21 protein-coding genes are annotated in these 19593 nt (G+C 37.2%); 13 read left to right on the top strand and 8 right to left on the bottom strand.

What is annotated here, in order from left to right; translation table 11 throughout:
• Positions 1–24 precede the first annotated feature (24 nt).
• Positions 25–456 (top strand): acyl-CoA thioesterase, encoded by a 432-nt coding sequence (locus ACFYKX_RS08335; protein WP_389359982.1) that lies wholly within the window; start codon positions 25–27, stop codon positions 454–456.
• A gap of 15 nt (positions 457–471) precedes the next feature.
• Positions 472–915: a VOC family protein gene (locus tag ACFYKX_RS08330; protein WP_389359980.1), complete on the top strand. Its 444-nt coding sequence runs from the start codon at positions 472–474 to the stop codon at positions 913–915.
• 20 nt (positions 916–935) lie between these two features.
• On the opposite strand, the gene ACFYKX_RS08325 is transcribed toward ACFYKX_RS08330, so the two are convergent.
• The gene (locus tag ACFYKX_RS08325; protein ID WP_389359978.1) at positions 936–1913 is read right to left on the bottom strand and encodes a nuclease-related domain-containing protein; all 978 of its coding nucleotides are present in this window, start codon (positions 1911–1913) and stop codon (positions 936–938) included.
• A gap of 314 nt (positions 1914–2227) precedes the next feature.
• Here ACFYKX_RS08325 and ACFYKX_RS08320 point away from each other — a divergent pair, with 314 nt between their 5' ends.
• Positions 2228–2992, top strand: a complete 765-nt coding sequence (locus ACFYKX_RS08320) for a MerR family transcriptional regulator (RefSeq protein WP_389359976.1) — start codon at positions 2228–2230, stop codon at positions 2990–2992.
• A gap of 64 nt (positions 2993–3056) precedes the next feature.
• On the opposite strand, the gene ACFYKX_RS08315 is transcribed toward ACFYKX_RS08320, so the two are convergent.
• The 6 genes from ACFYKX_RS08315 to ACFYKX_RS08290 all read right to left on the bottom strand — a co-directional run bounded on the left by ACFYKX_RS08315 (position 3057) and on the right by ACFYKX_RS08290 (position 9220).
• Positions 3057–4268, bottom strand: coding sequence for a CynX/NimT family MFS transporter (locus tag ACFYKX_RS08315; protein WP_389359974.1), 1212 nt, complete (start codon positions 4266–4268; stop codon positions 3057–3059).
• Positions 4269–4485: 217 nt separating this feature from the next.
• Entirely contained in the window at positions 4486–4881 is a 396-nt protein-coding gene (locus tag ACFYKX_RS08310; protein WP_389359972.1) for a hypothetical protein, read from the bottom strand.
• A 91-nt stretch (positions 4882–4972) separates the two neighbouring features.
• Positions 4973–5275 carry an STAS domain-containing protein gene (locus ACFYKX_RS08305; RefSeq protein WP_389359970.1) on the bottom strand — a complete coding sequence of 101 codons (303 nt, stop codon included), beginning with the start codon at positions 5273–5275 and terminating at the stop codon, positions 4973–4975.
• A gap of 2 nt (positions 5276–5277) precedes the next feature.
• Positions 5278–7296, bottom strand: a complete 2019-nt coding sequence (locus ACFYKX_RS08300) for a methyl-accepting chemotaxis protein (RefSeq protein WP_389359968.1) — start codon at positions 7294–7296, stop codon at positions 5278–5280.
• 97 nt (positions 7297–7393) lie between these two features.
• Positions 7394–8773, bottom strand: coding sequence for a SpoIIE family protein phosphatase (locus ACFYKX_RS08295; RefSeq protein ID WP_389359966.1), 1380 nt, complete (start codon positions 8771–8773; stop codon positions 7394–7396).
• A 30-nt stretch (positions 8774–8803) separates the two neighbouring features.
• On the bottom strand, positions 8804–9220 hold the full coding sequence (locus tag ACFYKX_RS08290; protein ID WP_389359964.1) for an ATP-binding protein: 417 nt from the start codon (positions 9218–9220) through the stop codon (positions 8804–8806).
• A gap of 291 nt (positions 9221–9511) precedes the next feature.
• On the opposite strand from ACFYKX_RS08290, the gene ACFYKX_RS08285 reads away from it, so the two are divergent.
• The 6 genes from ACFYKX_RS08285 (at position 9512) to ACFYKX_RS08260 (ending at position 15639) form a co-directional block, all read left to right on the top strand.
• On the top strand, positions 9512–10447 hold the full coding sequence (locus ACFYKX_RS08285; RefSeq protein WP_389359962.1) for an alpha/beta hydrolase: 936 nt from the start codon (positions 9512–9514) through the stop codon (positions 10445–10447).
• Between the two features lie 255 nt (positions 10448–10702).
• Positions 10703–11305 carry a glycerol-3-phosphate responsive antiterminator gene (locus tag ACFYKX_RS08280; protein WP_389359960.1) on the top strand — a complete coding sequence of 201 codons (603 nt, stop codon included), beginning with the start codon at positions 10703–10705 and terminating at the stop codon, positions 11303–11305.
• Positions 11306–11381: 76 nt separating this feature from the next.
• A complete protein-coding gene (locus tag ACFYKX_RS08275; protein WP_389359958.1) occupies positions 11382–12497 on the top strand; it encodes an ABC transporter ATP-binding protein in 1116 nt (371 codons plus the stop codon).
• Positions 12498–12565: 68 nt separating this feature from the next.
• Entirely contained in the window at positions 12566–13432 is an 867-nt protein-coding gene (locus ACFYKX_RS08270) for a carbohydrate ABC transporter permease (protein ID WP_389360529.1), read from the top strand.
• Positions 13429–14241: a carbohydrate ABC transporter permease gene (locus ACFYKX_RS08265; RefSeq protein ID WP_389359956.1), complete on the top strand. Its 813-nt coding sequence runs from the start codon at positions 13429–13431 to the stop codon at positions 14239–14241. The genes ACFYKX_RS08270 and ACFYKX_RS08265 overlap by 4 nt, the downstream gene beginning before the upstream one ends.
• A gap of 24 nt (positions 14242–14265) precedes the next feature.
• Positions 14266–15639: an ABC transporter substrate-binding protein gene (locus tag ACFYKX_RS08260; protein WP_389359954.1), complete on the top strand. Its 1374-nt coding sequence runs from the start codon at positions 14266–14268 to the stop codon at positions 15637–15639.
• A gap of 34 nt (positions 15640–15673) precedes the next feature.
• Here the strand turns inward: ACFYKX_RS08260 and ACFYKX_RS08255 are convergent, their stop codons facing one another.
• Positions 15674–16561: a selenium metabolism-associated LysR family transcriptional regulator gene (locus ACFYKX_RS08255; RefSeq protein WP_389359952.1), complete on the bottom strand. Its 888-nt coding sequence runs from the start codon at positions 16559–16561 to the stop codon at positions 15674–15676.
• A gap of 150 nt (positions 16562–16711) precedes the next feature.
• Here ACFYKX_RS08255 and ACFYKX_RS08250 point away from each other — a divergent pair, with 150 nt between their 5' ends.
• The 4 genes from ACFYKX_RS08250 to ACFYKX_RS08235 all read left to right on the top strand — a co-directional run bounded on the left by ACFYKX_RS08250 (position 16712) and on the right by ACFYKX_RS08235 (position 19579).
• Positions 16712–16948 carry a sulfurtransferase TusA family protein gene (locus ACFYKX_RS08250; RefSeq protein ID WP_389359950.1) on the top strand — a complete coding sequence of 79 codons (237 nt, stop codon included), beginning with the start codon at positions 16712–16714 and terminating at the stop codon, positions 16946–16948.
• 19 nt (positions 16949–16967) lie between these two features.
• Positions 16968–17330 carry a DsrE family protein gene (locus ACFYKX_RS08245; protein ID WP_389359948.1) on the top strand — a complete coding sequence of 121 codons (363 nt, stop codon included), beginning with the start codon at positions 16968–16970 and terminating at the stop codon, positions 17328–17330.
• Between the two features lie 14 nt (positions 17331–17344).
• The gene (locus tag ACFYKX_RS08240; protein ID WP_389359946.1) at positions 17345–18058 is read left to right on the top strand and encodes a sulfurtransferase TusA family protein; all 714 of its coding nucleotides are present in this window, start codon (positions 17345–17347) and stop codon (positions 18056–18058) included.
• Positions 18059–18421: 363 nt separating this feature from the next.
• Entirely contained in the window at positions 18422–19579 is a 1158-nt protein-coding gene (locus ACFYKX_RS08235) for a vitamin-B12 independent methionine synthase (protein ID WP_389360527.1), read from the top strand.
• Positions 19580–19593: the final 14 nt, after the last annotated feature.

Here is a 19593-nt window from a genome sequence, read left to right as displayed (position 1 = left end):
AGTGATAAAAAGTGAGGTGGGAAAGTGGAAGATACTTACCGTTTTAGTCATCAGCTTAAAGTTCGTTATTCAGAAATCGACGGGCAAAAAATCGTTTTTAATGCCCATTACTTAACGTATATAGATGCAGCAGTATCAGAGTATTTCCAAGAGGGGTTGCAGTTTGATATTGTGAAGCTTGCAGAGGAAGGGAAGTTTGACTTTGTACTAGCAAAGTCCACTTTGGAGTACAAAAGGTCTGCACAGTTGAATGATTGGTTAACAATCTGGTGTCGTGTAAGTAAAATTGGAAGTTCGAGTATGACGATGAACTTCAAAATTACTCGGGAGGGTGAGACAGATCCACTTTTACTAGCGGAAATTATTTATGTAAGTTATAACCCTCATACGAAAAAATCTCAACCCGTTCCGGCATTTGTTCGGGAAAGAATTCTAGAGTTCGAAAACAATACATAGAATAGGGGACTCCTCATGCTAAAGCTGGATAATGTTCGTCTGTTAGTTACAAACTTTGATGAATGCTTTTTATTTTATAGGGATATTCTCGAGTTCCGTGTTTCATGGGGAGAATTAGGCGGTGGCTATGCTAGCTTTGAAGCAGAAGACGGTGGATCCTTTGCAATTTTTAGCAAGGACGAAATGGCTGAAACCTTAGGGACAGAGCATCTCCCTTCGAATGTAGAAGCTCAAGACCGCTTTGCGCTAATTTTTAGAACTGATGATATGGAAGCAGTTGTTGGTAGGCTTAGGGCAAAGGGCGTTTCCTTAGTGGCTGAAGTAAATGATCGACCAGAGTGGGGGATCCGAACCGCTCACCTTCGCGACCCAGAAGGAAACCTAATCGAGATTGTCACTCCATTACCAAAAGAACAGTGGTCTCAAGGGTTGTTGGAGGAAGATAGGAAGTATGAGTAGAAGTCCGGGTGGGCTTCTTTTTATTTGGAGTCATTGAAGTAGGGGAGTTGGTAGATACGTCCTTTATTATTTCCAATAAAGGATAGGTTCATTGATTGTAGCAATCTTGTGGTGTTAGCACGAGATGAGATTATTAAGAATTTTCTCATCTCCATATTTGTTATTTCATTACTTACAAGTAGTCGATAGTCATTCAGAGCTTGTAAATGTCCGTTTTTACAGTATGTTTTGCAGCTTGGACAATACCAACTACCATGTGTTCTGATCATAGGGAGAAATCCACAACTATTGCAGAAAACACCTTTTCTTAGCTCGGAGGAATCAATTTGAAATCTTTCTAATATTGGAGAATCTAAAACAGTATCCTCCTTGTTAATCATTTTTGCCAATTTTTTTAGCTCTTTTTCTGTTAGAATGACTTCCTCAGAAGTGATTTCAAAGTGGTTGATTTTATTGGAAATTATTTCTGGGCGAATTATTTTGTAATTAAGATAATGATATTTTGGTGGAGTACGAATGATGGTATGAGGATTACTAATGACGACTAGAGAGAAAATTGGCATATCGGGGATTTGCTTATTTAAAAGCCAGTTCTTTAGATTTGATTCCTGGCGCTGAATTTGGATTAAAGGATCTTGAAATGCTGTTTCAACACCGTCCTTTGTTCGAATAAGTTGGTTGAAAATTGTATCAAAGAATAGTGAGCCTGCGATGTTCTTTACCTCTAATATAACGATAAAGCTTCTTGATACTATTAGAATATCCATCTGGAAATAGTGAGTCTGAAAGCGAAGGCGTAAATCGTGGAAAATAAAGTATTGATTTGGGTCTAAGAAGCTTAGGTGGTAATCTAATGATGATTCACCTTTATAACCAGCTTCTCTTTTGCTGAGTTCTTCTAAAATAAGTGGCAGTTTTGGATGATTTTGAGGGAGTCTTTTTTGAAGGGCTCTTAATTTCCTTAAAAAAAGTGGAACTCTCTTTGGTTTTATAATCATTTACATCACTCCAATCTGAATTTTTAGTAGATATTCGTTAATCTGATATTGAAATCCTTCTATAAATTGCAAAAATTCTTGGGAAATGCACGAATTTGAACATATATGTAACAAAAAAGAAATTATATGTAACAAATTCCTAAATATATGCACGAATTTCAAGATATATCGATTATTCGACAAAATACGAGGGTTAAACTCCAATATTCACTACAAATACATATCTAAAAAAATAAAACAAAAAAATATCAAAACCCCATTGACCTTCACGCAACGTCAACGTTTATCCTACTAATTAAGAGGAGGGGAAACACATGGAATACACCGTTCAAAAGTTAGCAAAATTAGCTGGGGTTAGTGCACGAACCCTTCGATATTATGATGAGATTGGACTTCTCAAGCCGGCGAGAATCAACTCATCAGGGTATCGAGTATACGGAGAAGCAGAAGTGGACCGTTTGCAGCAAATTCTATTTTATCGAGAATTAGGTGTTAGTCTTGATAGTATTCAAAAAATCATCACGGAACCCTCCTTTGATCGAGTAAATGCCCTCCAGGAACATCGAAAAGAGCTGCTTCAGAAAAGGGAACAGCTTAATTTACTCATTGAAAATGTAGAAAAGACAATAGCTTCATCAGAAGGGAGAATAACGATGAGTGATCAAGAAAAGTTTGAAGGATTCAAACAGAAGTTAATAGAAGATAATGAACAAAAATATGGGAAAGAAATTAGAGAGAAGTATGGAAACGAGAAAGTTGACCAGTCTAATGCGAAAATGAAGAACATGTCTAAGGAGCAATTTGATAAGGCGACGGAACTAGCTAATAAAATACATGAAAGGTTAGCAGAAGCTTTTGTGACAGGAGATCCGGGAAGTAGCCTAGCTCAGGAAGCGGCTGATCTCCATAGACAGTGGATCTCACAATACTGGACTGAGTATAGTAAAGAGGCACATGCGGGTCTTGCTCAAATGTATGTAGATGATGAGAGATTTACTGCTTACTACGATAAGGAGCAGCCCGGTACAGCAGAATTCCTCAGAGATGCCATTCACATTTATACAGGCTTTAAAAACTAATAGTGCCAAAAAAAGCGGTTTGGGAACAAAACCCAATCGCTTTTTTTACTACCAAGGGGCTACCCTATGTCATAGGCAGATTGCTAGACTCTGACTTTTGCAAAACAAACTCATTTCTTCCTGCCCCAACACCAGCCATGGTCATGACAATGGAAATAACGATTAATAATACAAGTGGGAGTGTCCATGATTGTAAAACATCAAATAGGACTCCGAGTACAATGGGACCGAGTGCAGCTAAAAGGTATCCAATGGATTGAGCCATTCCAGAAAGGTCAGAAGCTTGAGAAGAGCTTGCCGAGCGTAGACCGATAAGGGTTAGTGCAAGGCTTAGTGCAGCTCCAGTTGATGCTCCAATTAAGATAATACTCGCAGTTAAGATGATCATATTTCCTCCAAGTAAAATCCCTAGTAAGCCTAAGCAGCAAACCGTTCCAATCCAGAATGCAAGGGCTCTCTGATTAGGAAGTCGATCAGCAAGAATAGGAATTAGGATATTCACTGGGAGACCTGAAAACTGAAGCAAGGATACCATCCACCCAGCAGTCGTCATGCTAATTCCGTGTCCACTTAATATCTCTGGAAGCCAAGCAACGAAGCAGAAATAAACCGTCGATTGCAGACCCATAAATAGGGTAACCTGCCAAGCTAGTGGAGATTTCCATAGTGAATCACCGTTAGTAACAGTTAATCTGGTTTTTTGCCTTCCGGAATTTTTCTTTATAATCTGTGGAATCCAAATTACTATAGCTACTACAACAGGAAAAACCCATACACCCAGGGAGGCTTTCCAGCCCATTCCAAGGCTCTGTGAAAGAGGTACACTAATCCCAGGTGCAATTCCTGCACATATGGCCAATGATACGGTATATAAACCGGTCATCATCCCAACTTTTGTAGGAAAATTTTGTTTTACAATCCCTGGAAGCAACACATTGCAAATGGCAATTCCTATCCCCATTAACCCAGTACCAACAAATAATAATATTAGAAAATCAATCGAGCGAATAAAAATTCCTATAGCTAATACAAAAAGCGCAACTAAAACCGTTCGCTCCATTCCAAGTTTTTTCGCAATTTTTGGAGCAAGAGGGGAGAGTAGGGCAAAGGCTACAAGTGGAAGTGTCGTTAGCAACCCTACTAAACTGTTAGAAATTCCAGTATCTTCACGAATAAAGCGAATGACTGGACCGACGGATGTAATAGAAGGTCTTAAATTAAAGGCAACAAAGATGATACCGATTAGCAAGAGGATATTTCTATTTTTGTTTTTCATATGTATGTAGGCCCCTATCCAACTATTTAAAAAAGGCTCTTTTCGTAAACTTCGTTGCAATATAAATACTTTGAACTGTTTCCTAAACCGATTATAGTGCTGTTTTCTTTGTATTGAGGAGAAAAGATGCCACGAAGCAGCATAGAAAAAGTGTTTGAGACAATTACGAATAGCAACAAACTATGCGAAAACAGCTTTAAAAAAAGACACAGCCTCATTAAGGTCTGTATCCGTAACCAAATCCAAACAAAAATGCGCAGAAGAGCAGAATTCCGCCTACCGGAAGGATGCTAATGATGATCCATACCCTTTTGAATGTATCTTTACTGTTCAAAATCCATTTTACATAAGAAAACAGAAGGATGGCTATTAATGGCCAAAAGAAAAATCCATCGATAAAATACACCCACCCTGAGTTCCGATCCCAGTATTCATCAGGAACTGGTACAGCGTAATACTGTTCTTCAATATTTCTCCTACCATTAATAAATACAAACGTAATCACCAGATAATACGTACTAATTAATCCTTTTATCCACCGGTTAATCATCTTGCTTTGGATAACGAAAGCCAGAATCGCACCGACCATTAGATAAAGAAACATGTATTCCAAATGAATCACCCATTATTTAACATATCATGAATTCCTTAAAAGGTAAAAGCAAAAGAAAAAGCTGCAAGGAATTATACCTTGCAGCTTATCGCTATTGAATATCAAACACCTGTGTTAAACGCGTTAGTTCAAACAGCTCCTTAACAGCTCCGTTAAGTCCTTTTATGACTAGGGTTCCGTTTTGTTGAGCCGTTCTTTTTTGAATGGCAATCAGTACTCCTAGACCCGAGCTATCAATATAACGTAAGTTGGTTAAATCCAATAAGAAGTTCGAGTATCCTTTATCAATGTAGGATAGTACACTATCTCGTAAAGTAGAGGCTTCTTCTACATAAATGGAATCTGACAATCTGACGATTACTTGGTTGTCTTGAACGGAAATTTCTTTTTTCATGGTTATGCGTCCTCTCCATCTTCTAGTTTAAACTTTTCAATTGATCCTTTTAGCTCAAGGGCCATTGCGTTAACCTGTTCCGTCGTGGCCGCAATGGTTTCCATAGCAGCTGATGTTTCTTCTGTAGAAGCAGATACCTCTTCTGCATTTGCAGCGGTGTTTTCAATAAAGGATGCTAAAGAATTAATAAGTTCCACAATTTTCTCAGAAGTAGCTACTTCATTGTCCGTTACCGTAACAATTCCGGTAACTTCTTTTACAGTATTTTGAACAGCTAATACGATTTTTTCTAATGCATCGCCAGCTCTCTTTACAGCTATCACACCTTCATCTACTTCCGTACGGTTGTGTTCTGTAGCTACAACCGTATTAACGGTTGTTTCGGTAATCTTTTTAACAAGAGCAGCAACCTCCGTAGCACCTTTATTCGATTGTTCCGCTAGCTTACGGACTTCATCCGCAACTACCGCGAAGCCTTTTCCTGCTTCTCCAGCACGAGCTGCTTCAATGGCAGCATTCAGTGCTAATAGATTTGTTTGGTCAGCAATCTGTGTAATCGTGTCTGTGATAACGGAAATTTCAGTTGTATATTTTTCTAAAGTAGAGATATGATTCTTTGTTTCTTCTGTTCTTTGTTTAATATTTTCCATTTTATGAATAACGTTAATGACCGTTTCTTTCCCCTCGTTGGCAGAGGCAAATGTCACTTGGGAATGCTCGTCAGCTGTAGTGGCTTTGTTTTTAGCAATTTGAATTAAGGAAGACAATTCTAGTAATGCTTGAGAAGCCTCTAGCACATGTTGATTTCCTGCTTCAGCATCTTGAGCTAATTGCTGAGTATTTAACGCTACCTCGTTAGAAGCTGTTGTAACCTCCTCTGTGGAAGCAGCCATTTCTTCTGAAGAAGCAGCAAGCTCCTCTGAAGCAGATTTTACTTGTTTAATAATGCCTAATTGATTAGCGATCATAGAATTAAACGAGTTGCTCAAATCACCAAGCTCGTCCTTTGATTGAATGTTTGTTTTTATAGAGAGATCTCCGTTACCCGCAAGCTCCATGGCATGCTGCATTTTTCGAATAGGCTTAATAATACTCACAGCAATAAAATATGAAATCGTAAGTGCAACAATTAGTGAAGCGATAGTAATAATAATGGAATTATTTCTAATCTTATAAGCAGTGGACATATAATCATCAAAGTCAGCAGTTGCTGCTACTGTCCAGCCATTTCCAGCAGGGTGGTAAGATGAGTACTTGTAAACCCCCTCATAAGTGTAGAAACCATGACCTATTTCACCGGCCTTCATTTTTCCTACTAATGCGTTTAGCTCGCTGCTACTAGTTTCTGAGAGGTTTTCTGTTAAGATTTTCTCTTTTACCGGGTGAGAGATGAGCATTCCACTTTGATCAATCATGTATCCATAGCCTGACGTACCAATTTTTATAGCTTCAACATTCTTAGTGATACTACTAAAATTTATTGTTCCAATAAGCAAGCCATATATCATATTGTCTTTAACAATTGGAGCAGCTATTGCAATAACGGGTTCATTAGAAATCTTAGAAGTTATGACACCGCTAACTGCAAGCTTTCCTGTCAGTGCTTCTTTCACATAGTCTCTTTCAGTGAGATCCAAAGAGGCATTGCTCTCTGTATCAGTTAAAAAACCGATTCCCTTCGTATCTGTAATAATAAGACTCTCTAGTAAAGAACCATTATCTGCTTTTGAAGTTTTAAGATAATCAAAAGCTTCTTGACTGATCTTTTGGTCATCCGGTGATTCTGAAACATTAAGTATTACAGGTGTATGACTTAAGAGAGTTAAAATACTTTTAGTGGTATCTAATGTTTGATTAATGGACTCAGCTGTTAATTTCGTCGTTTCATCGACTTGTTTTTCAATCGTTTTCTCTATTGATTTCGCAGTCATATTATAAGAAAGAACAGCTAAAACCAATAATGGAATAGATATAAGTACGATATAACTTGTAATCAATTTCCCCTTTAGTTTAAATTTCAAGATAATCCCCTCCGCTTAGTGTATCTTCTCTTGATGAAGAAACATGATTAATATAATGACAAAGTAATAAGCACTGTCTATAATTCTGAAATAATCCTTATAGTACTTTCAGGCATATAGCCGAAGCATCATCTTTTACAGTTTCACTTTCGGCTTCTTTTTGAAGGATGGTAAAAACAGACTCAAAGCCAAGGTTGAAATCGATTAAATTCACATCTAAAGTATCCAAGAGACCATCGGTTAAAAAGTAAAAGTGATCCCCTGATGTAAACTCAATCGTTTCTTGGTGAAAATCCATCGTTTTTAAAATCCCAAGCAAAGCTCCTTTAGTCTTAATCAAGCCGTCGTACGTTGTTGTTTTAGCCATTAAGTAATTAATTCCACATGAACAATACGTCAGCTTTTTTTGATTAAAATCAAATTCAAAGCACATTCCTGTCCCAAATGTGTCATCTGAAAAAATGTCTACGGATTGTTCATTGACCCATTTAACTTTCTCGGCTAAAGAAAGATTCCTTTTAGAAGTAGCTTGTTGAAAAAGAACATGTAACTTGGATGCTTGAAGGGCGGTTCCTAATCCATGTCCCATCACATCGATTAAATATCCATATAATCGATTCTCTTCCTTCATCCAGATGTAATTATAAAAATCTCCACTAACATACTCAGAGGGACGATAAATCGTTTTGACCTCATAAAGTTCATTAGAAATATCTGAAGGCAGGAAATCTTTTTGCATTTTACCTGTGGTCACTAAATGCTTTAGTGTGGAAATCATTACATTAAAGGAATTAGAGAGTTGCCCAACCTCATCCTGGCGTTCAACTTCAATTTTTTTTACATGAACATTCCCTTTTGAAACCATATTCATTTTTTCAATGACTTCCGTAAGAGGAGCAACGATATGGTTTTTACTAGCCCAAAGCCCAAATAAGAAGGTGCTTAAATTAACAAGCATAATTAGAATTTGATGGGAATAAATCATTTCTACCTTTTTTTCTGAGTTTTCTTCTAATAATGAAATGACTCTATTAATCTCCGGTAATAATGAAGTATGATATCCCTGAATATAGGCAACGGGGCTTAACGTTTGATGACCACTTCCGGAGAGAAGGATATCTACCTGGCCTCTAAACCCTTGCCATTGATTCATGACGATGACTGTTTGTGTTTGTAGCTGACGATCTTTCGTATTAGAAATATCATCAATCAATTTATTTTGGTTTTCTTCAAAACGATTGGCGGTAGTAGTAAGTTTTTCTTTAATGGATTCCTGTCCCTCTGCAATAAGAATAGTTTCGTAAACAAATTGCTGAGAAAGGGATAATTGAGAGTTAGCTAGATTAATAAGATGTCCATCTCTTTTATGATCATTTATAAAGTCCAACATGACAGCAAATCCAATAAAGTTTAATGATATAGATATAGTAAAAATAATTCCTAGTTTAAAATTTAAACTAAGGTTTTGAATGTTCATCAAAGGCCTTCCTTTCTTAATTGTTAAAGGTTAAAGCCTTTTCATTAGTAGTACTTCATTGCCTTGTTGGTTATAAACCACTTTATCCATAACCTGGTTCATAATCATAAGCCCTCTACCAGATTCCTTCATTAGAACATCGGATGGTACATCAGCGTGATAAGCCTTATCAAGCCTTGCAAAAGTATCTTCAACTGCAAAGCCTTTACCTTTATCCTTAATTCGAATGAGTAAGCGCTTTCCCTTCTCAGCTTTTAATTTAATCGTGACCGTTGGATCGTCATTATTTTTACTATGTTTTATTGCATTATTAACGGCCTCGTTAAATGCAATTTCAACAAATATTGGATCAGCTGGGATGAAATCTGAAAGATACGATCCTATTCCTGACCTTAAATAACTAAACACCTCTAAATCATTAAATGTGAGCTTTAATTCCTGCTGCATAATTCTTGAAAACACTCCTTTCAAAAATAGGGCCTAAAGGAAATAAGTAGTTAATCAGTGTATAAATGTATTAATTTAAGTTTAATTTAGGTTAAGCAAAGATATAGGTCTAAAGAATGAACGTTTGTTGAACGATTCATGTCGGTTTTGTTACAAATGAATTACTATGGACTGGTCTTTAAGTCATGGATTAAAAGAAAATGTAGAAACCTATGAAAAAACCTTTGATTCATACTTGAAATATAGAGTGTATCGCTGAGAGAATAAAGTAAGCGGTTTCAAAAAAAGGGGATGATTGATTTGGACTTTACTTACCTGGCTACTGATGGAGAAAAAATTCATGCAAAGAAGTGGATTGGAGAACCTACGGTAAAACCTAAAGTGATCGTACAAATTGCTCACGGAATGGCAGAGCATATTGAGCGATATGACGCATTTGCTAAGTATCTCCTTTCAAAGCAAATTTTTGTTTATGGGAATGATCACCGGGGTCATGGTAGAACGGGACAAGAAAGAAATCGTCCAGGTTATTTTGCAGACAAAGAGGGATTTCATTTTGTAGTAGAGGATATGTCCAACTTAACAGATATCATTGAAAAGGATTATCCGGAGGTACCTGTTATCCTCTTTGGACATAGTATGGGTTCATTTCTTGCAAGAAGGTATATTCAATTATATGGAGAGAGAATAGCGGGTGTTATTTTATCAGGGACAGGTGGAGACCCAGGAATTTTGGGGAAAATCGGTAGAGTGATTGCCTCTCGGGAGATTAAAAAGCATGGGAGAGAAACTCCAAGTCCTCTCTTAAATAAACTCACCTTTGGGAGTAACAATAAATCTTTTCGACCCAATCGAACGGAATTTGACTGGCTAACCAGAGACACAATAGAAGTAGATAAATATATGGAGGATCCACTTTGCGGAGGAGTCTTTACAGCAGGATTTTTTAGAGATTTGTTTGATGGACTAGAGCTGATTAATAGAAAAGATAACATTAGAAGAATCCCGAAAGAACTGCCAATCTTTCTATTATCAGGGGCAAAGGACCCTATTGGGAATCATACAAAGGGAGTGCTCAGTACTTATCATGCATTCAAAGAGGCTGGTCTGAAGGATGTTACGTATAAGTTTTATGAAGAGGGACGACACGAAATGTTAAATGAAACCAATCGTGAAGAAGTGTACGAGGATATTGTGGCATGGATCATCCAACATTTATGCAAGTAGGGAAAGCAGCAGAGATGCTGCTCTTTTTTTTCGCGAGACAGGATAAGCACTATTTACATAATTGTTACAATAATTAACAATTATTCAACATTATGTTAATACCGTATTAAAGATTAATAGATAAGATGGGTTTAGTAAAAGTGAATAGAGACCAGGTAGAATTGAGAAACCATAAAAAACAGCTAGGTGTGTGGATGATATACACTTGTTCTTTTTTATGGTTTTTTGTTTTGCCATGAGGGAAGGAAGCGTTATATGGACAAGCAGGCATTTTATAAGTCTTTATGTGAAACAAGAAAGATAGCCGCAATAAGAGATCCTAAAAGCTTGGATCAATTCTTAAAATCAGAACTTAAAATTGCGATTCTACTAACAGGGAATATTAGCGTGATTAAGCGATATGTAGATGAAATAAAACGAAATGACCGATATGTATTCCTTCATCTAGAAAAGATTGGTGGAATTAGCTGTGATCGTGAAGGACTAAAGTTTATGGCCAATTATGTGAAGCCAACAGGAATTGTGAGTACAAAAAGTTCACTTATACAATTAGCCAACAAAGTAGGGTTATTAACGATTCAACGACTCTTTTTAGTAGATTCAGAAGCTCTTATAAATGGAATTGAGCAAATTAATGACAGTAAACCGGACTTCCTAGAAGTAATGCCTGGAGTAATCCCTAATGTAATTCGCGATATTCACCAACAAACCAAAATCCCTATCATAACAGGTGGATTAATCAAAGATCAGGAACAGATAAACCTTGCCTTAGAAAGTGGAGCCGTCGCCGTTTCAACGGGAAAAGTAGGTTTGTGGAAAGTGGATACTATACAACCACGCGAATTAATCCATTTTTAATAGCAAGCAATTTCCTAAGCTTATTAAGGTACCCAAAATAGAATATTTGAACTTACTACGAAAGGAATCGATATAGTTGAAAAAAGTCGAATTGAAAAATGTTAGCAAAACATATGATGGAAAGCTAACGGTCATTAACGATGCATCAGTTACTGTTCATCCTGGAGAATTCTTTGTACTAGTAGGCCCTTCAGGCTGTGGAAAAAGTACGATGTTACGAATGATTGCAGGATTAGAAAACGTATCGAGTGGTGATTTATACATCGGGGATGAGAAGGCGAACAAATTGCCACCCAGTTCACGTAATCTCTCCATGGTCTTTCAAAACTATGCGCTCTATCCACATCTAACAGTTGAGCAAAACATTACATTTGGTCTACATACTAAAAAAATATCCAAGCAAGAACAGATGAAACGTTGCAAAGAAGCGGCTGAAATGCTTGGTTTATCCGACTACTTAAAACGCAAGCCACGAAATTTATCAGGGGGACAAAGACAAAGGGTCGCATTGGCAAGAGCCATTGTTACACATTCTCCTATTTGTTTAATGGACGAACCTTTATCAAATCTTGATGCTAAATTAAGAGCCAAAATGAGATCGGAAATAAGACAAATTCAACGTAAGCTCGGGATTACGATGATTTATGTAACACATGATCAGACAGAAGCAATGACCATGGCAGATCGGATGATGATACTAGATAAGGGTGTTGTTCAACAAATCGGTCAGCCGTTAGAGATTTATAATCAGCCAAAGAACACATTTGTAGCATCATTTATTGGCTCCCCTCCTATGAATCTGGAAAAAGCAACTGTAAACCAAACAAACTTTTTACTAGGGGAAAATATTGCATTTGATTGCCCAAAAGGATTTTCTCATAGGTCCTTAAGGCAGGTTCTACTAGGAGTCCGTCCTGAAAATGTACGTCTTGCTAATAATAGTAGAGTTAGCTTTATTGGAAAAGTGTTGAACGTTGAGGTTCTAGGTACGGAAACGCTACTTACGATTGAAATGGATCAACACCAATGGATAGCAAGATGGAATGGACAATGGAATGTACAGGTGGGAGACGCTGTTCCTATTACTATTGGGGAAGAGGATCTATTTGTTTTTGATGCTGAGAATGGTGAATGTATTTTCACACCACCTAAAGATTCAGATCGATTGACGGTTGAGGGGGTATACGTGTGAGTCACTTACCTTTATCGACATCCTCTTCATCTGAACAAATTAACTACAAGCCTACTAGACAAAGGATCATGCCGTCATTTGTAAACGGGATGTTGTACTTAATTCCTTCAATTATTTTGTTCGTTGTATTCCTATTCTATCCTATGGCAAAAACCCTTTACTTAAGTTTGTTTTTGACAGATAGCCAAGGAGTTCCAATTACATTTGTTGGATTAGAAAACTTTACTTATTTATTACAATCAACTAGTTTTCAAGAAAGTATAAAAGCCACATTGCTTTTTGTACTCTATACCGTTCCTGTAGGTGTTATTCTAGCGTTATTTTTAGCGTTATTAGCAAATGAAAAGTTAAGAGGAATAGGGTTTTTTCGAACCATTTTCGCCTCCACGATGGGAATGAGTGTAGCGGCGTCTTCGGTTATTTGGATGTTTATGTATAATCCAGCAATTGGAATTATTAATAAAGTAGCTCTGGAACTAGGACTTACACAGATTCAATGGCTTTTGGACCCTAAATATGCTCTTATCTCAGTCTCGGTTTCTACGATTTGGATGAATACTGGCTTTGCCTTCCTAATTCTTTTAGGAGGATTACAGAATATCGATGAGCATTTATATGAGAATGCTCAAATAGCAGGGGTAGGGTACTGGTATCAATTAAGAAAGATTACGATTCCAATGTTATCTCCTACACTTTTCTTCATTATTACCGTTTCATTAATCAATTCGTTTCAGACCTTCGGGCAAATTGATATTTTGACAAAAGGTGGACCAATGGAATCTACCAATGTCATTGTTTACTCGATTTATAAGGATGCTTTTATTAATTACAATGTCGGATCAGCGAGCGCTCAAGCTACTATCCTATTCTTCTGTATTTTAATGATCACGATTATCCAGTTTAAGCTTGGCGAAAGGAAGGTTCACTATCAATGAGTCTACCAAAAAAAATCATTACCTACTCTTTACTCGTCATTTCTGGACTAATTATGATTTTTCCGATTTTCTATGCTTTTATGATTAGTCTCATGAGTGGGGGAGAAGTTCTCATGGGGAAGCTACTACCAGAAAAAATCACGCTAGATAACTATGAAGCTGCTTTTGAGAGAGTCCCTCTATTACGTTATTTGTGGAATAGCTTTTATGTGTCCTTAATTGTCATGATTGGACAGTTAGTGATTTCTAGTTTAGCAGCATTCTCCTTTGTATTTATAACGTTTAAGGGCCGTGATTTCATTTTTTTCTTGTTTATTTCTACGATGATGATTCCATGGGAAGCAACGATGATTCCAAACTTTTTAACCATCCAGAAGTTAGGGTGGATTAACAGCTATTCAGGCTTAACCATTCCGTTTTTCGCGTTAGCTTTCGGTATCTTTTTGTTACGTCAGCAATTTAAAACAATCCCATACGAGCTTTATGAGGCAGCACAGGTTGCAGGCATTAGTAAGTTTCGCTTTTTCTGGAACATCGTTCTTCCTGTTTCGAGAACGAGCTTAATTACATTAGGTATTTATAGTTTTCTAACAACCTGGAACATGTATTTGTGGCCATTGCTAGTAACCAACAACGAAGAACATCGAACTGTACAAATTGGTCTAAAGCAAATGCAGTCTCAAGAAATTTCTACTGAATGGGGGGTGGTTATGGCAGCAGTAGTCATCGTCATTCTTCCAGCATTGCTTTTATTATTCTTAGGGCAAAAACACCTTCAAAAAGGTCTTACACAAGGTGCAATAAAATAATAAACATAGAGGAGTATTTATTCCATGAAAAAATTACTTTTAGTGATGTCTGCATTCTTTTTATTAATATTAGGAGCTTGTTCTAATAGCCAAAGCTCAGGGTCAGATACTGATGATGCCAGCAATGATAAAGAAAAAGAAGAGCCTAAAACAGAAGAAAAAGCTGAAAAAACAGAAGTAGTATTTTGGCATGCCATGAGTGGAGAATTAGAAAAAACAGTTAATGAGCTTGCAAGTGATTTTAATGCTTCACAAGAAGAGATTGAAGTAAAGCCAGTGTTCCAAGGTACATATGAAGAGGCATTAACAAAATTTAATACGGTTGCTGGTACTGATGATGCACCTACCATTATGCAGGTATTTGAAGTTGGAACGAAATACATGATTGACAGTAAGAAAATTCAACCGGTTCAAAAGTTTATTGACGAAGACAACTATGATATTTCTCAATGGGAAAAAAATATCTCTAATTATTACACAGTAAATGGTGAGCAATACTCAATGCCATTTAACTCATCAACTCCAGTTATGATTTACAATAAAGATGCTTTTAAAGAAGCTGGTTTAGATCCTGATAAAGCACCAAGAACATTTAGTGAAGTAAAAGAAGTTGCTAAAAAGTTAACAAAAGAAGATGGATCTCAATACGGATTATCGATTCTTAACTATGGTTGGTTCTTTGAACAATTATTGGCTACACAAGGTGGACTATATGTGAATGAAGATAACGGTCGTAGCGGTGTGGCAACTGAAGCAACTTTTAACGATGAAAAAGGGGTAAAGGTTTTTGATTGGATTAGTGAAATGTATAAAGAAGGTACTTTCTTTAATGTAGGAACAAACTGGGATGATATGCGTGCTGCATTCCAATCTGGAAAATCAGCGATGATCCTGGATTCTTCTGCTGGTGTAAGGGCAATTGTTGATAACGCTCCATTTGAAGTTGGGGTAGCATACCTTCCAGTTGCAGATGATACAGATCCACACGGAGTAGTTATTGGTGGAGCTTCACTTTGGATGTCTAGTGGAATTAGCGAAGACAAGCAAAAAGCTGCATGGGAGTTCATGAAGTATGTAACAACTCCAGAAGTTCAAGCTAAATGGCATGAAAAAACAGGTTACTTTGCTATCAACCCAGCTGCATATGAATTAGACAGTGTAAAGAAAGTTTGGGAAGAGTACCCACAATTAAAAGTAACAGTTGATCAGCTACACGATACAAAAACATCGACTGCTACACAAGGTGCACTAATCTCTGTGTTCCCTGAATCAAGACAAAAGGTAGTAGCTGCAATGGAAAGCTTATATCAAGGTGCTGATCCACAAGAGGCTCTTGACCAAGCAGCAGAAGAGACGAACCGTGCTTTAGAAGTAGCGAATAAAAAGGCTGGTAATTAATAATGAGACTGACCCTAGTTAGGGGTCAGTCGTTTTAATATTTTAGACTATTATAAGTATTAATAAATAGTTTAGATACCATGGATAGTGTTTTGTTCTTATTGTATATGAGGTAAAAATATCGTTCTTCCATAAAATCATCAATAGGATAAATCTTAAAGTCGCTATTCATTGAATATTCCATTGCAGCAATTTCAGAAATGATTCCTATCCCGATGTCTTTTTTTACGAGTTGGATTAAGCTTTGACCGCTATCTGTATAGGCAACTACGTTTAAGTCAGTCTTCGGAACACATTTTGATTTTAAATAGGTTTTTATGAACGTATTTGTACCCGAATTAGCATTTCTCATTATAATTGGATATTTGATGATTTCTTCAATGGTAACTGCCCCTTCTAAATTCATTCTACTAGAAGTAATTACGACTAGTTTTTCCTTCATAAGAGGGGTATATTGCAGCCGTTCATTCTCCAGTTTTTCACCAATGATTCCTATGTCAACAGTTCCATGTAAGACTTTATCTGCAATGTCTTTTGATGGTGATTCCGTAATATGAAAGGTGACTTGAGGGTAGTCCTCTCTAAACTCTTTAATCATATCAGGCAAGATGAATTGACCAGGAACGGAGCTTGCCCCAACTCGAATCACACCTTTTAGATCCTTCTTATTGTTATTTAAATCTAGGAGTGCTTCGTCTTTTAATAATAGGAGCTTTGATGCCCAGTGATATAAGCGTTCTCCAGAAGGTGTTAAGACACTCTCTCTTCCTACCCGATCAAAAAGATTTTCGTTCAGCATGTTTTCTAATGCCTGAATATGTGAACTAACTGTGGATTGGCTGAGAAAAATATCATCCGCAGCTTTGGAGAAGCTCTTGTGTTCAACAACCTTTGTAAACACGTATAGCTGATGTAAGTCCATCGTAATCTCCTTTCATTCATAAAAACGATTAATACTTATTCATATTATCGATAAGTTGAATTTATATAAGATTATCATTTTTTTATAATGTAATAGACGTCAAAATCTTAATAGTTTATGACATTTGATTTTATAAAGGGGATAGAATCTATGACTCAATACGAACCTGACCTCCTTTATGACGCCGGCCCAACAGGCTGTGGAGAGTTAATCATGAATTTGTTTTTAACAATGAAAAAGATGGAGATTGGACAGATCATTGAGGTAATTTCCTATGATCCAGGAGCTCGTGAAGATTTACCAGCTTGGTGTAGAATGCAAAAACACACTCTCCTTGAACGAAGAGATGAAGGAAGTACATGCTATTATTTTATTAAAAAAAACTAAATTGTTGGAGGAATGTATCATGACTAACAAATTTTTAGTATCTCTTACAAATGCAAACAATAACCCTGATAAAGCTACCGTAGGTTTTGTTGTAGCAAATGCGGCTGTAGCTTCTGGTCAAGAAACAGTTGTTTTCTTAAATGTTGAAGGCGCCTATCTTGGCTCAAAGGGGTATGCAGAAGACATTCACGAGGAGGGTTTTGCTCCTTTGAAACAATTAATGGATCAGTTTGTTGAAGCGGGTGGTACGCTTTGGGTTTGTAGCCCATGCTATAAAAAACGTGGATTAGAAGAGGAAAATCTAGTTGAAGGTGCAACGATTGTTGGTGGAGCGAAACTAGTGGAGTTTTTAAGCCAAGGTGCAGCTTCTATTACCTATTAATCAAGGTGATGGAAATGGAAAATCCTCATGGAGTATGTGATGGTGGAGATTTAGATTGTGGTTCTGGTTTGCTTTTAATTATAAAAAAAGCAATGGATCCACTTTTGGATGGGCAAGTACTAGAGGTGCGAAGTCGGGAAAGGACTGTTTCTGAAGATTTACCAGCTTGGTGTCGAATGGTAAAACACGAGTTTTTGGGATCAAAGCTAGGTGACAATACGACCCGATATTTTATTAGAAAAGGTTCTGAGCAGGTTGAACTAAAAGCAGACTTGGAGGCAGCACAAGGATATCAATGGAGTGTTCGTGTACAGGGGGATCAAAATCTAACAGCAAAAGTCCATTCGCGTAATCATACGTTTATGGTTGGTCAGCCTGCAGATTTTAGCCACAGTGTTCCTGCGCCAAGTGCAATAGATTATTTTTTGAGCTCTCTTTCTGCGTGTCTAACGGTTGGTTTTAGAGCACAGGCTTCGAAAAGGAATATAGAGATTGATCACCTAGAGCTATCGTTAAAGGGTGGATTGGAGAATGTGTTATACCACATGGAACTAGAGGAGAAAGGGAGTCCGAAGGTTAATAGAATCTCTGGGACGTTCTATGTTTCCTCACCTGCTGACGAGGAAGTACTTGAAGATTTATGGGAAAATACTATAAAGCGTTCACCAATTTATCAGACTCTACTTTCCGCTGTAAAAATGGATATTAAGTTTTCTGTTGTTTTCTAGTTAGGGTTTAGCTTGGAAGGACTTTTTACTGTTTGGACAGTACATTTTCAATTTTGGACAATAGAGTTCAAATTATGGACAGTTAGCTAAGAAGTTTGGACGGTAAATAGACTACTCTCTTTTGGATGGACAATAAGAAATTAGATTAGGTGATAAAGGGATATTTGGGTTGATAGGAGATTTTATGGATTCCTACAAAAACTATATTTTTTTGCATAATGAGTAAAATTGATTCAAAGTGTACCAATAATCATCTATTTTATGATTTGGGAAATCGTTCAATAAACGTTTTTATAAAAGCTTTCATCTTTTCTATTAAATATCAGCCTTTATTAACAGGAGGCAGTACAAATGAAATTACCTTTGTTTCCAACTACTGTTATCGGTAGTTGGCCAAGATCAAAAGAGGTTCAACGCGCAATGCGAGATAAGCGAGCTGGGAGAATCACTGAAGAGGAGTTTCAGCTCATTGCAGATAAAGCTGTTATAGAATGCCTTAAATGGCAGGAAGAGGCCGGTATAGATATCGTATCCGATGGTGAACAACGACGAGATAACTTTATCTCATTCGTAGCAGAACATTTAAATAATGTTCGCATGTTAATGGTATCAGAGCTTCTGGATTATGTAGAAGACAAAGCAAGCTTCGAGGAAATACTAGGTACCCTAGATGTACCTGCTTTTTCTATGTCTAATCCGGCAGCAGAGGGAAAAATAAGTCGAAAGAAGCCTCTAGCTTTAAATGATTATTTGTTTTTGAAAAGACATACGAATAAAGCTGTAAAAGTTGCTTTACCTGGTCCATATCTTTTAACAAGGGCGATGTGGGTCGAAGGGCTATCCAAACAAGCCTATCCGACAAAAGAAGATTTAGCTGTAGATATTATTGCTGTTTTACGAGAAGAGTTAGAGGACTTAATCTCAGCAGGTGTGGAGTTTATCCAATTTGACGAGCCGGTCCTTACAGAGCTTGTTTTTACTCAGAAAAATGCAAACCGGACATTTATGTGTGGGGCCTTAACAGCTAAAGCAGATGCAGAGGAAGAGATTGCTTTTGCACTAGACTTAATGAATCAGGTTACTGAAGGTATGTTAGGAAGAGATTCTCGAATTGGTGTCCATGTATGCCGTGGAAACTGGAGTACACAAGAGCAAGTCTTACTTCGTGGACCATATTATCCGTTGATTCCTTACCTTTCAAAAGTGAATGTCGATCAACTTATTCTTGAATATGCTACACCTCGTGCTGGAGAAATCGATGCTGTTCGTGAGTTTGGTCAAAAAGAGTTAGGATTTGGTGTTGTAAATCCACGGACAGAAGTAGTCGAATCTGTAGAAGAAATCATGTCTAGGATTGAAGAGGTAAGAGCATTTTTACCAGACGAAAAAATCTTCTTAAATCCCGATTGTGGATTTGGAACGTTTGCTCAGAGACCTATGAATAGTGACCGAATAGCTTTTGAAAAACTGAAAGTGATGTCAGAGGCTGCAAATAGATTAAGAGAAAAGGTATTAATTTAAGGGGGCTACCTAAC

It is taken from the genome of Cytobacillus spartinae, assembly GCF_042865285.1.
In the GTDB taxonomy this organism is placed as follows: Bacteria; Bacillota; Bacilli; order Bacillales; family Cytobacillaceae; genus Robertmurraya_A; species Robertmurraya_A spartinae.
Note: the sequence above shows the minus strand (reverse complement) of the source record. Positions and strands in the feature narration are given on the sequence as shown.